This is a genomic window from Streptomyces tubercidicus, assembly GCF_027497495.1.
In the GTDB taxonomy this organism is placed as follows: domain Bacteria; phylum Actinomycetota; class Actinomycetes; order Streptomycetales; family Streptomycetaceae; genus Streptomyces; species Streptomyces tubercidicus.
Window position 1 is genome coordinate 1,236,298 of sequence record NZ_CP114205.1, and the last position, 13,021, is coordinate 1,249,318.

Annotated in this window: 9 protein-coding genes and 2 pseudogenes; 6 read left to right on the plus strand and 5 right to left on the minus strand. The window is 69.5% G+C overall.

What is annotated here, in order from left to right; genetic code table 11:
- Positions 1-52: 52 nt before the first annotated feature.
- Both STRTU_RS05250 and STRTU_RS05255 read right to left on the minus strand, forming a co-directional pair.
- Positions 53-1,393, minus strand: coding sequence for a M14 family metallopeptidase (locus STRTU_RS05250; protein WP_159742462.1), 1,341 nt, complete (start codon positions 1,391-1,393; stop codon positions 53-55).
- 75 nt (positions 1,394-1,468) lie between these two features.
- The gene (locus STRTU_RS05255) at positions 1,469-3,385 is read right to left on the minus strand and encodes a Xaa-Pro dipeptidyl-peptidase (RefSeq protein WP_159746709.1); all 1,917 of its coding nucleotides are present in this window, start codon (positions 3,383-3,385) and stop codon (positions 1,469-1,471) included.
- 287 nt (positions 3,386-3,672) lie between these two features.
- On the opposite strand from STRTU_RS05255, the gene STRTU_RS05260 reads away from it, so the two are divergent.
- Positions 3,673-5,160, plus strand: a complete 1,488-nt coding sequence (locus tag STRTU_RS05260) for a M1 family metallopeptidase (RefSeq protein ID WP_159742463.1) — start codon at positions 3,673-3,675, stop codon at positions 5,158-5,160.
- A 174-nt stretch (positions 5,161-5,334) separates the two neighbouring features.
- On the opposite strand, the gene STRTU_RS05265 is transcribed toward STRTU_RS05260, so the two are convergent.
- Positions 5,335-6,186 carry an oxygenase MpaB family protein gene (locus STRTU_RS05265; protein WP_174878809.1) on the minus strand — a complete coding sequence of 284 codons (852 nt, stop codon included), beginning with the start codon at positions 6,184-6,186 and terminating at the stop codon, positions 5,335-5,337.
- Between the two features lie 411 nt (positions 6,187-6,597).
- Between STRTU_RS05265 and STRTU_RS05270 the strand changes: the two genes are divergently transcribed.
- From STRTU_RS05270 to sph, 3 genes and pseudogenes are all read left to right on the plus strand, one after another.
- Positions 6,598-6,816, plus strand: coding sequence for a hypothetical protein (locus STRTU_RS05270; protein ID WP_085922571.1), 219 nt, complete (start codon positions 6,598-6,600; stop codon positions 6,814-6,816).
- A gap of 79 nt (positions 6,817-6,895) precedes the next feature.
- Positions 6,896-8,539 carry a DUF6895 family protein gene (locus STRTU_RS05275; protein WP_174878810.1) on the plus strand — a complete coding sequence of 548 codons (1,644 nt, stop codon included), beginning with the start codon at positions 6,896-6,898 and terminating at the stop codon, positions 8,537-8,539.
- A gap of 75 nt (positions 8,540-8,614) precedes the next feature.
- Positions 8,615-9,439, plus strand: a pseudogene (gene sph / locus STRTU_RS05280) (sphingomyelin phosphodiesterase); the annotation flags it as partial.
- A gap of 108 nt (positions 9,440-9,547) precedes the next feature.
- Here sph and STRTU_RS05285 read toward each other — a convergent pair.
- Positions 9,548-10,006: pseudogene (locus tag STRTU_RS05285) on the minus strand (hypothetical protein); the annotation flags it as partial.
- Here STRTU_RS05285 and STRTU_RS36115 point away from each other — a divergent pair.
- A complete protein-coding gene (locus STRTU_RS36115) occupies positions 9,948-10,070 on the plus strand; it encodes a hypothetical protein (protein WP_389854125.1) in 123 nt (40 codons plus the stop codon). The pseudogene STRTU_RS05285 and the gene STRTU_RS36115 overlap by 59 nt on opposite strands.
- A 306-nt stretch (positions 10,071-10,376) precedes the next feature.
- Here STRTU_RS36115 and STRTU_RS05290 read toward each other — a convergent pair whose 3' ends face one another.
- Positions 10,377-11,837, minus strand: a complete 1,461-nt coding sequence (locus STRTU_RS05290) for an amino acid permease (RefSeq protein WP_159742464.1) — start codon at positions 11,835-11,837, stop codon at positions 10,377-10,379.
- Positions 11,838-12,236: 399 nt separating this feature from the next.
- Between STRTU_RS05290 and STRTU_RS05295 the strand changes: the two genes are divergently transcribed.
- Positions 12,237-12,995, plus strand: coding sequence for a MerR family transcriptional regulator (locus STRTU_RS05295; protein ID WP_159742465.1), 759 nt, complete (start codon positions 12,237-12,239; stop codon positions 12,993-12,995).
- Positions 12,996-13,021 lie beyond the last annotated feature (26 nt).

Here is a 13,021-nt window from a genome sequence, read left to right on the forward strand (position 1 = left end):
CTTCTCTGACTGTGTCCGACACGTGTCAACCTTTCAATGGGCCATATTTTCCTTACCCGTTACCCCCTACCACACGACGGCAGACGTTGAGGGGCGTCGCGACCGTAAGGTGATAACCGGCCCTCCGGTCCAACAGCAGCGGAACGAGCTTCCGCAGCGGCTGGCGCAGCGGCACGACGACACCGTCACGTTCCCGGCGCCACACCACTCCGTGCCGCACCAGTTCATCTCTGACCTGCGCAAACTGTCCCTCTTTGAGGCGGTAGGCGCAAGGTGGGTCGGACAGGATCTGCGCTTCGGTGGCCGGTTCGTTATCCGCGCCGCCGAGATACACCGGACCGCGGTCGGTATAGCCCGTGAGCCGGGCGGCGGTGGTGGCCGTCTCGATCCGTGTCCGGTGCCGGTCGAGGAAGGTGAAGGCGCCATCCAGGGCGGCCAGCTGGGAGTCCACCCGGCGGCGGTTGTTGAGCGCGGGGTCGGCCCGCTCGGCGTCGGTGAGCGCATCGACCCGGGTCTCGACGAGCAGTCCGACCGAGCCCTTGATACCCGCGGTGTTGCGCAGGATCCGCTCCTGGCCGTCGCCCGCGACCTGCTTGACGGGGTCACCGGTCTCCGGGTCGGTCCAGATGCCATAGACGCCGGTGGAGAAGCCCGCCCGGTGGACGGCGGGCCGCACGAAGTCCTCGGAGAGCGCGGCCGCCTCGCGGTGCACCCCGTGCGCGGTGTTGAGATTGCGCGGCCACAGCGACAGCACGTCCTTCATGTAGTACGGGGCCGTGGGGCCGTACTCATGCAGGTCGTAGATGGTGTCGGGGCGGTAGTCGCGGATGACCTCGGCCATCGCGCTGCCCTCGGCGGTCTCCAGGGCGATGTGGTCGCGGTTGATGTCCACACCGTCGGCGTTGCCGCGGGTGTCCGCGGCCCGGCCGTCGGGGTTGGCGGTGGGTACGACCAGCACGGTGGTGCGTTCCAGGAAGCGCCGGGTCGCCCGATCCTTGGCGTAGGCGAGATCGCGGACGGTGGTCAGGCATGCCTCGCGCCCGGAGGGCTCGTCCCCGTGCTGGGAGCAGATCAGCAGGACGGAGTTGCCGCGGCGGACCTCCGCCGGGCGCTCGGGCGCGGGGGCGCCGATCCGGACGAGCCGCAGCGGGCGGCCCTGTCCGGTGGTGCCGATCCGGTCGATCCGTACGCGTACCGAGCCCCGGTCGACGGCCGTCAGGAAGTCCTGTTCCTCGGCCTGGCCGGTCCAGCGGGCGCCATGGCTGGTCTCGAATCCCGTACGGGGTGCGGGGGTTCCGGTCGCGGCGGGAGCGGTCGGCGGGGTCGCGCCGAGGGTGGCCGTCAGCCCGATGGCCAGCGGCACCACGGCGAGGCGGTGGGAGCGGGGTATCACGAGGAGGAGCCTCCCTTGGATGAGCGGTGGAGGGGGGAACCAGGTGGGCCGCCCGCGGTCGGGCGGCCCCCGGGGTCATCTCCCGGCCGGCAGGCGGCTGACCGAGCGCGGCGGGGCGATGCCGTCCAGCGGTGCCGCGGCGTCCGGATGCCCCGGTGCGCCCGCGGTGGCCCGTACAAAGGCCGGTGCGCCGCCGGTCAGCGGCAGTGCGGCGGAGGTACGGGACAGGTCGAGGGTGAGCTTCGGCCGGGACGCTGGCGGGTCGATCAGACCGGCGTCGGTGCCGGCCACGATGAGTGCGAGCCGGTGCCCGGCGGGCACGACATGATCGCTCGCGGCCAGGTCGAGGGTGAGGGTGTAGGGCTTACCGGGGGTGAGCGGGCGGCCCTTGTGGGGGTCGGCGTAGTTGCCGAGGTCGGCCCAGCCGCGGCTGAAGACGGTGTGGGCGACCTTCCGGGTGTCGGCGGCGGTCTCCTTGAAGCAGCCGGTGTCGCCCGTGGTTCCGGCGCCCCAGCAGGTGCGCCGGTCAAGGGTGGTGATGCCCTCGCCGTCGGCCGCGTAGTTGCGGATGGTGTCGGGGCCGAGGTCTACCAGGACGGCGGAGAGATGGGCGGTCGAGGTGCTCGGGGTGACGGTCACGGTCACCGAGCCGGAACCGGACAGCCGCAGCGGCGCACGCAGCGGCCCGGTGCGGAACCCGGCCTTGGCGGCCGTCGGGTCATCGATCCCGGCGGCCCAGTCGGCCTCACTCAGCTTCGGGTCGTCAGTGAAGCTCTCGGTCGCACCCTGCGGCGCCTTACGGGTTCCCAGTACGCCGACGCCGGGTGCGGTGCCGCCGCGCGGCCGCACTGTGGTGGGCGCGGTGCCCGGAGCGGGCCACTGCGGGTCGGTGGACCACTGGCCGGGCGCGCGCTCGATATCGGCCATCGGCGTGCGCTCGATGCCGTTGTCATAGCCCATCAAATAGTGGTCGAACCAGTGGTGCAGGGTCTTGACCCAGGCGCCCCGCCGGTAGTCGAAGGGGTCGACATGCCCGGTCTGGGAGAGCCAGATCTTGCGCTCGACACCGTGCCGGGCGAGGGCGTCCCACCACTGCCCGGCGTGCCGGGTCCGGACGTTGAGGTCCTGCATGCCGTGCACCAGGAGGACGCTGGCCCGGACCTTGTCCGCGTGGCGGACGTAGTCCCGCTCGGTCCACAGCCGGGTCCAGTCGCCGGTCCGGGGCGCGCCGTCGGCGAGCTTCTGCTGCACGGCCGCACAGCGCTTGCGTGCCTCGGGGCTGTCGACCACATCGGCGAGGGAGTCGGGTCCCGAGTCGTAGAGCGGGGCGCCCTTGGCGAAGTAGTAGTCGTACCAGGAGGAGATGCCGGCGATCGGGACGATGGTCTTGAGGCCCTTGACGCCGGTCGCCGCGACGCCGTTCGCGATGGTGGCGTCCCAGCTCTTGCCGATCATTCCGGTGCGGCCGTTGGACCAGCCGGCCGTGACGGCGCGCCCTCCCGTACGGGCGGTGTAGGCGCGGCCTCTGCCCCCGAGCCAGTCGACGACGGCCTTGGCGGACCGGATGTCGGAGCGGCCGCCGACGTCGGAGCAGCCGTCCGAGCGGTTGGTGCCCGCAAGGTCGACCAGCACCGTCGCATAGCCGCGCGGCACGAAGTAGTTGTCGTAGAAGAGCGGGAACCCGACCGGCCGGCCCCGGTCGTCATAGGTCTTCTTCTGGCTCTCGTTACCGCGCCCGCAGCAGGAGTAGTAGGGGCTGGCGTCCATGATCACGGGGATCCGGCGGCCCTGCTGTGCGGGTTCGGCGGGCCGCACGATGTCGACGGCGACGCGGTCGGTTCTCCCGTCCGCGTCGCCGTCCAGCCGTGTGTCCACCCAGACCGATTCGCGTATCGCGCGGTCGTAGGAGTAGACGGGTCTGCTCTCGCGGGGCGCCGCCTGCGCGGCGGCCGGCCCGATCAGGGTGGACAGCAGGGCGGCGACCGCTGCCATCACGAGCACGGTGAAGGGGATGCGGGGGATCCGCGCAGGAATCGTCACGGGCGGACGGTAGCGCGGCCCAACTCCCCTGCGTAAGAGCATGTCCGGGCACTGCGAACCGCGCGGCGGCCGAAAACAGGTCCATGGGTAGCTTTTCCGTCGCGAGAACCGGAGGGACGGATGGGGGTTCATGTCGGTCATGTGTCAGATCAGGCCATGTACATGACGCTGACCGGGCTCAGTACATAGGGTCTGGACAGATCTGAACAGAGCCATCCCCCCTACGAGTTGGAGGACTCGTGCGTCACAGACTCCTCGTCCCGGGCGCGGTCGCACTCAGCCTGCTGCTGGCGATACCGGCCTCCGCGGCCGACTTCACCCCGGGCGCTCCGGGTGTGGGCGACACCTACTACCCGGAGAGCGGAAACGGCGGCTACGACGTTTCCCACTACGATCTGCGGCTCAAGTACCAGCCGAAGACGGACCTGCTGGAGGGCACGGCCACGCTGCTGGCCACCACCACCCAGGATCTCTCCCGCTTCAACCTGGACTTCGGCCTCAAGGTCAGCGAGATCCGGATCAACGGCAAGAAGGCGTCCTTCGCCACCTCCGGCAAGCACGAGCTGGAGGTCACTCCGGCCACCCCGCTGGAGAAGGGCAAGCAGATCAGCGTCGTGGTGCGCTATACGGGCAAGCCCTCCCAGGTGAAGATCGACGGCTACAGCGCCTGGGCCCGTACGCCCGACGGCGGTGTGGTCGCCCAGGAGCCGGACGCCGCCGTGTGGTGGTTCCCGAGCAATGACCACCCCACCGACAAGGCGACGTACGACATCTCGGTGGCGGTCCCGGACGGCACCCAGGCGCTCAGCAACGGTGTGCTGGCCTCGCAGTCCTCCAAGCTGGGCTGGACGCGCTACAACTGGCGCTCGGACAAGCCGCAGGCGACGTATCTGGCGACGCTGGCCGTCGGCAAGTTCGACATCACCACCGACAAGACCGCGAACGGCCTGCCGGTGATCAACGCCGTCAGCAAGGACCTCGGCGCGAACGAGGGCTCGGCGAAGGCGAGCATCGAGCGCACCACCGAGATCACCGAGTGGCTGGAAAGCGTCTTCGGCGCCTACCCGTTCAACGCGGTGGGCGGCTATGTGCCCAACGTGCCGGCCGGGTACGCGCTGGAGACCCAGACCCGCCCGTTCTACGGGAAGAAGGCCTTCGACCGCGGCACGAACGTCTCCGTCGTGGTGCACGAGCTGGCGCACCAGTGGTACGGCGACAGCGTCTCGCTGAAGGACTGGAAGGACATCTGGATCAACGAGGGCTTCGCCGCCTACAGCCAGTGGCTGTGGTCGGAGAAGGAGGGCGAGGGCACCGCCCAGGAACTGGCCGATTACGTCTACGCCCAGCACCCGGCCGACGACCCGTTCTGGAAGGTCAAGCCGGGCAACCCGGGCGCGGAGAACCAGTTCGACGGCGCGGTCTACGACCGTGGCGCGCTGACCCTCCAGGCGCTCCGCAACAAGGTCGGTGACAAGGTCTTCTTCGGCCTCCTCAAATCCTGGCCGACGGAGAACCGGTACGGCAACGCCTCGGTCGCGGACTTCGTGAAGTTCGCCGAGAAGAAGTCCGGCAAGCAGCTGGGCGGTTTCTTCGACACCTGGCTCTTCCAGCCGTCCCGGCCCACGGCGGGCGCGGCCAAGCAGGCCCTCGGCGCCCGGCAGACCCCGGTCGCCGAACCCAAGTCGTGGAAGCAGATCGCGGCCACGCACGGGGCGCACGGTCACTGAGCTGATGGACGGGCGCTGAGGCGGTGTACGGGCACTGAGCCGGTGCGCCGGCGCGGGCGCTGAACAAGACGGAGCCGGGTGTCCCCCGGCTCCGTTGGCGCGCCGCTTCGTTGGCGCGCCGCTTCGTTGGCGCGCCGCTTCGTTGGCGCGCCGCTTCGTTGGCGCGCCGCTTCGTCAGCCGCGAGCCGCCCGCCGGGCCCGGCGCGCGGTCGGCATGAACCGCAGCCGCTCCGGAAGCACCGGCACCACGGCACGCACGACCCGCCCCAGACGGCGCAGCTTGCGCTCCTGGGCGTCCGTCCACTCCAGACCGATGGCCTGCCGGGCGTCCGGCGGCATCAGCCCGATCGTGATGAAGCGCCGGCAGCGGGCGAACCGCGGTCGCAGCCACGGCCAGGACAGGCGCAGGATCAGCCGCAGCCATCGCGGGCCGCGGTCGGGCGCCGGCAGCGGCACGTCGGTCGCCAGCAACTCCTTGACCACGAGGGTCTCTTCGAGCTCATTGTCGAGAACCTTCTGGTAATACGGCCAGAACTCCTCGATGCTCTGCGGCATATCACGGTCATGAATGCCCAGCACCCGCCCCACCTGGAGCCACTCCGCATACAGCGCCCGCTCCTGCGCCTCGGTGAAGGGGCGGCCGAGATAGTGCTGCGCATGCCGGAAGACGGGGTAGCCGGTGGCGTGCACCCAGGCGTAGTAGGCGGGGGTGAGCGCGTGGTAGGCGCGGCCGTGTGCGTCGGTCCCCTGGATGGTCTTGTGCAGCGCACGCAGCCGGCGCCCCTCCGCGGCCGCGGCCTCCCCTCCGTAGACCCACAGCTGGAGCGAGGCCAGCGACCGCTCGCCACGTCCCCAGGGATCCGTACGGAACACGGAGTGGTCATCCACCCCGGCGCCCACCGCCGGGTGGGCGACCTGCATGGCCAGCGCGGCCGGCAGCGTCAGCAGCATGCGGATGTCCCCGGCCAGCGACCAGAGCACACCTCCGACCGGCGGGGGAATTGGCTCATTTTTTACCGTATTCATGGTATTAATCATCATACGGTGACTCTCCGCGATCAGCGGACGCGGGGCCCGCTCTCCGCAACCTGCGAGGGTACCGAAAGCGCCTGCACGGACCCGCGAGTTGAACGCGAGCAGGTGCAGGCGAGGCCGCGCCATAGGCGGGCGTCAGCAATCGGCTTCCCGGCCGCGCCCCGCCGAGCGGGCCGCGGAGTGTACGCCGTCACTCGCCCCCCGGCCGTATGGCGCCGCCCCACCGCAATCACCGTGATCCCACAGCGGACATTCACCTCCAAGAGTGGTTTCGCCGCGCGATAAACCCCTGAGCTGGAGCGATCAAATCACCACTTTTCCCACTAGCCGCGGATAGTGACAAGGAGATTACGGAACGCGACACTCGCCATGTACACCCGAACCACCCGAAAGGAGCAACTCATGTCCTGTCCCCCGCCCTGCCCCCCGCCGGTTGATGCCCGTAAGGCACTCGACTTCCTGCGGACGAGCGGACTCGTCGACCTCACCGTTCCGTTGCAGCGAGTCGTCGACCAGGTCAGCCAGCTCGACGATGTGGCCGGCTACGTACTCGCCTGGGAGCGTTACGTCCTCGTAGTCGCCAACCAGGTCGCGGAAGACGACTCCGCTGCGGGCAGCTGAGCCATTGACCACGCCGATCGCCGGGAGGCATTCAGTGAACACGACGCAGCCCGGTGACGGTTCGTCACAAAGGCGCGCGGTGGAGACCCAGGCAGTCGCCTGGCTCGCTGCGCGCCGCACTCTGATCGACCCCGACGAGGCCGCCACGGACCGGGTGCTGTTCGCCCGCAAGGCCCTCATCGAAACGGCATTCCTGGTGGGACTGCGGGCCCGCCTCGACCCGGAACCACTGGACGGCGACTACACGGCCCTCCTCGATCAGGTCGAGGGGATCGCGGCCCGCCCCTCCTACCGGGAACTGATCGCCCGGGACGAAGCCGCCCTCCTGCTGTACGCGGGGACCTATGCGGCACTCCGGCTCTGCGGGCGCGAGGACCCGGAGTTCCGGCGGCTGATCACCCAGGCCGCGGCCGGCGGATATGCGGCGGTCTTCGAGCGGATTCCCTACCGGCAGCTCGATCTGCTGCACACCCTGGAGCTGTGCGGAGTCCCGCACACCCTGCCCGCCGTCGACCAGGTCCTGCCGTTCACCCTGCTCTGCAACCGCCCCAACGTCATCAAGCTCACCGACCGCGATATCTACGCCATCACCCACACGATCTTCTACGCCACGGATTTCGGCCTCCGCCAGCCCCGCTGGCCGCAGGGCTTCGATCCGGGCGCGGCGGTGGAGCTGCTCGAAGCGCTCCTCGAACTCACCCTCGGCCAGGGCAACGCCGACCTGGTGGGGGAACTTCTGTGCTGCCTGCTGTGCCTCGGGGTGCGGGACTCCGAAGAAGCCCGCCGGGCATGGGAGTTCCTCACGGCGGTGCAAGAGGCCGACGGGCGGGTCAACGGGCCGGCCGGTGTGGTCCATCCCGGGCTCGCCGACGGCGACGACGCGTACCGGCACTGGGCCACCGGCTACCACACCACCATCGTCGCGGCCCTGGCCGCACTCCTGGACCGCAGCCCCAGAGTGGCCCGGAGGCCCCGGCCATCCGCACCGGCGCCCCGCCTGCCCGTGGAACAGCCGCTCCGCCAGGCCGTGGCGTGGCTGGCCGACACGAGCCTGCGCCACGCCCCGGCCGCCACCCTGCCCGCCGCGGCGGCCGTCGCCCATGGGGCCGGGGCCCTGGGTGACCCCGGGCTCGCCCGCCCCCTGCTCCTCGATTTCTCCGAACGTCTCGCGGACGCGGAGGCGGAGGTGTGGCAGCGGCACGGCATGGAGGTCGTCGGCGAATTCGCGTCCGGTCTGCGGGCTCACGGGATCACCTGCGCCTCCCTCGACCTGTTCCTCAAGTCCACCGCCGCCGCCGTCGAACTCCTGGACCGGGTCCCCCCGCAGGCGGTGCACAACGTCCAACGCCTCGTCGCGCTGGGGCTGCTCGCCCCGCAGCGTGCGGCCGCACTGACCGGTGGTACCGAAGCACCGCCCCCGGCGCTGGAGACGACCCTCGCCGACTTGCCCGGCGCCTGGAAGAACTACCACCTGGGGCAGGTCGCCGGCTTCATCCGGGACGCCGCCCACGCCGGTCGGGCGCAGCACCGCATCACCCGCGATGCCGTCTCCTTCCTCCTCGCCCAGCAGAGCTCATGTGGCGCGTTCGGCCGCCCGGCCTGCGACGATCCGCCGAGCCGCGAACGGGCGCTGATGTCCTGGACCCAGAGCGCCATCACCGCCCTGGCCGCCGTACACACCGCTCACGGCGCGGCCCTCACGAGCCCGCAGCCCGGCCCCTGACCCTGCCCCTAACGCGGCACGACGAGGCTCCCGAGGCGACACGCCACGACTCCCCGGCAATGGCTTCGGCCCGGCCACCCCAACTGGGGCCAGGAGCACCGCGCCCAGGCGATCGCGGACGCGGACTTCTTCCAGGGCCAGGACGTCGTGGTGCTCCAGGAAGCGTTCGACAACTCCTCCTCCGAGGCGCTGAAGTCCCGGGTCGCGGCGCAGTATCCGCACCAGACCCCGGTAATGGGCCGGAGCCGCAGCGGCTGGGACGCCACCGGCGGCACCTACTCCGCCGTCACCCCGGAGGACGGCGGGGTGACGCTGCTGAGCAAGTGGCCGATCCTGCGCAAGGAGCAGTACGTCTACAAGGACGCCTGCGGTGCGGACAACCTCTCCAACAAAGGCTTCGTCTATGCGGTGTTGGACGTGAACGGCACCCGGGTGCATGTGGTCGGCACCCACACCCAGTCCACCGACCCCGGCTGCGCGGCGGGCGAGGCGGCCGGCGACCGCGCCAAGCAGCTCAAGGAGATGGATGCCTTCCTGGACGCCAAGAACATCCCGGCGGACGAAGAGGTCCTGGTCGCGGGCGATCTGAACGTCGACTCACACAGCGCCGAGTACGACGCGCTGCTCGCCAACGCCGACCTGGCGCCCGCCGACCGCCGCACGGGCCACCCCTACTCCTTCGACACCCAAGACAACTCCATCGCGAAGGACCGCTACCCGGATGACCCTCGCGAGGACCTGGACTACCTCCTGTACCGCAACGGCCACGCCCGCCCCACTGGCTGGCAGAACACCGTGATCAAGGAGGAGTCGGCCCCCTGGACGGTCTCCAGCTGGGGCAAGGACTACACATACTCCAATCTCTCGGACCACTACCCGGTCGTGGGTAGCGTCAGCTAGCGCACCTGCCTCCCGGTGACGGGCGGCCGACCGTTCGACCGCCCCCTCACCCGCCACGCCCCGACCCCCGTCATCACCCCGGGCCCCGACCTCGGCCCCGGTCCCGGTCAACCAACCGGTAGCGCCCACCACATCGCGCGCTATGTCGCCAACGGACCGCCCGTCAGTCGCCACGCGCACCGTGTCGGCGGGCGCCTGCTCGTCCAGGATCCGCGCCTTACGAACGCTGTTCTTCAGCTCGCGCTCCAGCTCCGAGCCACGTTCCCGACCCGTGAGCCGCTCACGGGCAGTGGCGTCGGATGCGGTGAGCAGTACCCGTACGATCCTGACGTCCGCGCCCATGGCACGCCGGAACATACCCTCGCTCTCAGCGAGCACGCTCACGGTATTGGTGTAAATCAGGCGACGATACCCAAGCTCGGCGTAATTCCCCCAGAGCGCCGCGAGATTACGCTCGGCGATCTTCTCGCGACGGGGATCCCCCTCCGGAGCAGGATGCACCTGCCCCATGAAGTCTCCTTCGACGACACAGTGCGGAATCATCGCGGCACGCAGACACGCCGACACCTCCCACCCCACCGTCGTCTTCCCCACACCGGCCCGCCCCCCGATGAGCAACACCTCTGCTTGATCCATGCCAGCACCCTCCCACCGGCCCGCCAAACCGCGCGAACATATTCCCGGTGCACCCCTTTGCGTCGCCAACTCGCCTAGGAATCCAGCCCCTTGGCGGCGTCCCCTTGACGTAGCAGATCCCCGTTCTCTCCGTCATGTCTCCACGGTAGGGGAACCCACTGACAATCGGCCGGGGTCGCCGGGCCGGGCCCGTGGGCCCATCGTCGTGGATGCCGGAAGCGGCAACGCGGAAGGGCGGTCGCGGATGCCTTCCGGCCTCCGTGACCGCCCTTGATGACGCAGGCGTCCAGCTGGTGCGTGACTACTTCGACAACTCGCGTTCCGCCGCGATTCGGCTGACCCGGCCGCGTACCGCGAACCAGCCGCCGACCAGTGCGACGGCGAGCACCGGGATCAGCATCACGGTCTGCCGGCCGACGCCGTCGTCGAACCACATCAGGACGATGACACCGAGCAGGAAGGCGATGGTGACGATGTCGGTGACCGGCGTGCCGGGGAGCCGGAAGCGCGGGCGCTCGACCAGGCCCTCCTTCGACCGGCGCACGAACACGATGTGGCAGACCATGATCGTGCACCAGGTGCTGATGATGCCCAGCGCCGCGATGTTCAGCACGATCTCGAACGCCTCGCCCGGCATGACGTAGTTGAGCCCGACACCCAGGACACACACGGCGGAGGTGAGCATGATGCCGCCGTACGGCACCTGGTTGCGGTTCATCAGGCCGGCGAACTTGGGCGCGGAGCCCGCCATCGACATGGAGCGCAGAATCCGGCCGGTGGAGTAGAGACCGGAGTTCAGGCTGGACATCGCCGCGGTCAGTACCACGAGGTTCATCACATCGCCCGCCGCCGGCACACCGACGTTGGACAGCACCGTGACGAAGGGGCTCTCGCCGCCGACGTACTTGTTCCACGGCAGCAGCATCGCGAGCAGGATCACCGAGCCGACGTAGAAGACACCGACCCGCCACATGATGGAGTTGACGGCCTTCGGCACGACCTTCTCCGGCTCGCCGGTCTCACCGGCGGTCACACCGACCAGCTCCACCGCGGAGTAGGCGAAGACGACGCCCTGGAGCACGATCACCACGGGCAGCAGACCGGTCGGGAAGAGCCCGCCGTGGTCGGTGAGCAGATCCAGCCCTGGTGTGTGCCCGCCGACCGGGTGCTGGGTGGCCAGCAGGAAGATGCCGATGAGCATGAAGACGACCAGCGCCGCGACCTTGATGATCGCGAACCAAAACTCCAGCTCACCGAAGATCTTCACCGAGATCAGGTTCACCGTCAGCACGACCGCGAGCGCGATCAGCGCCATGACCCACTGCGGGATATCGGTGAACAGGCTCCAGTAGTGGGTGTAGAGCGCGATCGCGGTGATGTCGGCGATACCGGTCGTCGACCAGTTGACGACGTACATCCAGCCGGCGACGTAGGCGCCCTTCTCCCCGAGGAACTCGCGGGCGTACGAGACGAACGAACCGGACGACGGGCGGTGCAGCACCAACTCGCCCAGGGCCCGTACGACGAAGAAGGCGAAGAGGCCGCAGACCGCGTAAGCGAGGGCCAGCGCGGGGCCGGCGGAGTGCAGGCGGCCACCGGCGCCCAGGAAGAGGCCGGTACCGATCGCTCCACCAATGGCGATCATGTTGATGTGCCGGCCCTTGAGGCCCTTGCTGTAGCCCGCGTCGCCCGCGTCCTGTTGCGTGCCGTGCCCCCCGTCAGGTGACCCGTGGGCTGTCTCGGTGAGGGATTCTGTGCTCACTGCTGGTGTATCTCGCTTTCGGGCAGGCGCTGAAGCCATGGCCTAGAGGTCCCGCAGAACGCGTGGACGGCCGACGGCACACCTTCCCCGAAGAGCCCTCCCCCGTCTGTGGGCAAGATCACAGCGTGTACAGGCCATCAAAGGTTTGTCCGTATTTGCAGTGAGTTTCCTGGCGCATCAATTTCAGGAGGGGTGTCAGTTCACCCGATTCCGGACTCCGCGCCATGGCTGGAAAGGAAAACTTCTTGACCTGTTCGGATCGGTTGAGACGTGCATTTGTCTCCGCGACAACCGGTTATGACTCGGGGCGCACACAGGACCGCGACCCCCGCGCCGCACACAGGTGGAAGGGGGGCCGGAAGGTTTCACACGAGTGGTGAGACAGCAATACTGTTGAATATGATGGAGCCCGCCACCGACCTGACGGTCGACGAACTGGCCGCCCGCGCCGGCGTCACGGTCCGCACGATCCGCTTCTACAGCACGCGCGGCCTGCTGCCTCCGCCGGAGATCGGTCCCCGCCGGGTCGGCCGCTACGGTCCGGACCACCTCTCACGGCTGGCCCTGATCGAGGAGCTCCAGCACCAGGGCCTGACGCTGTCCGCGATCGAACGCTATCTGGAACAGCTGCCGCCCGATCTGAGCGCCCAGGATCTGGCCATCCACCGGGCGCTGGTGGCGAGTTGGATTCCGGACAAGGCCGAGGACGCCACCCGGGACCAGCTGGAGCGACGGGTCGGCCGGGCGCTGACCGAGGAGGATCTGGACCGGCTGGCGGCCATGAGTGTGCTCGTACGGACCGATGATCCCCGGGTCTTCCGGGTCGACCCGGGGCTGCTGCACCTCGGCACCCGGCTGCTGGACGTCCCGATCTCCCTGGAGACCATCCTTACGGCGCGCAGTGTGGTCATCGAGCACACCCGTTCGGCGGCCAGGGAGCTCAGCCGGCTCTTCAAGGACGAGATGTGGGAGCCGAACCGGGGCGGCGGGCCGGACGAGGACGAGATGGCGCGGATGAAGTCGCTCTCGGCGCATATGCAGCCGATGGTGGTGCAGGCGCTGGTGACCGCCTTCCAGCGGTCGATGAAGCAGGAGCTGCGGGAGTCGTTCGGGATGGAGGGCGACCGGGGCCAGGGCGGCCACTCCTCCGAGGGGTGACGGGGGCGGGCCGCCGGGGCCCGCCC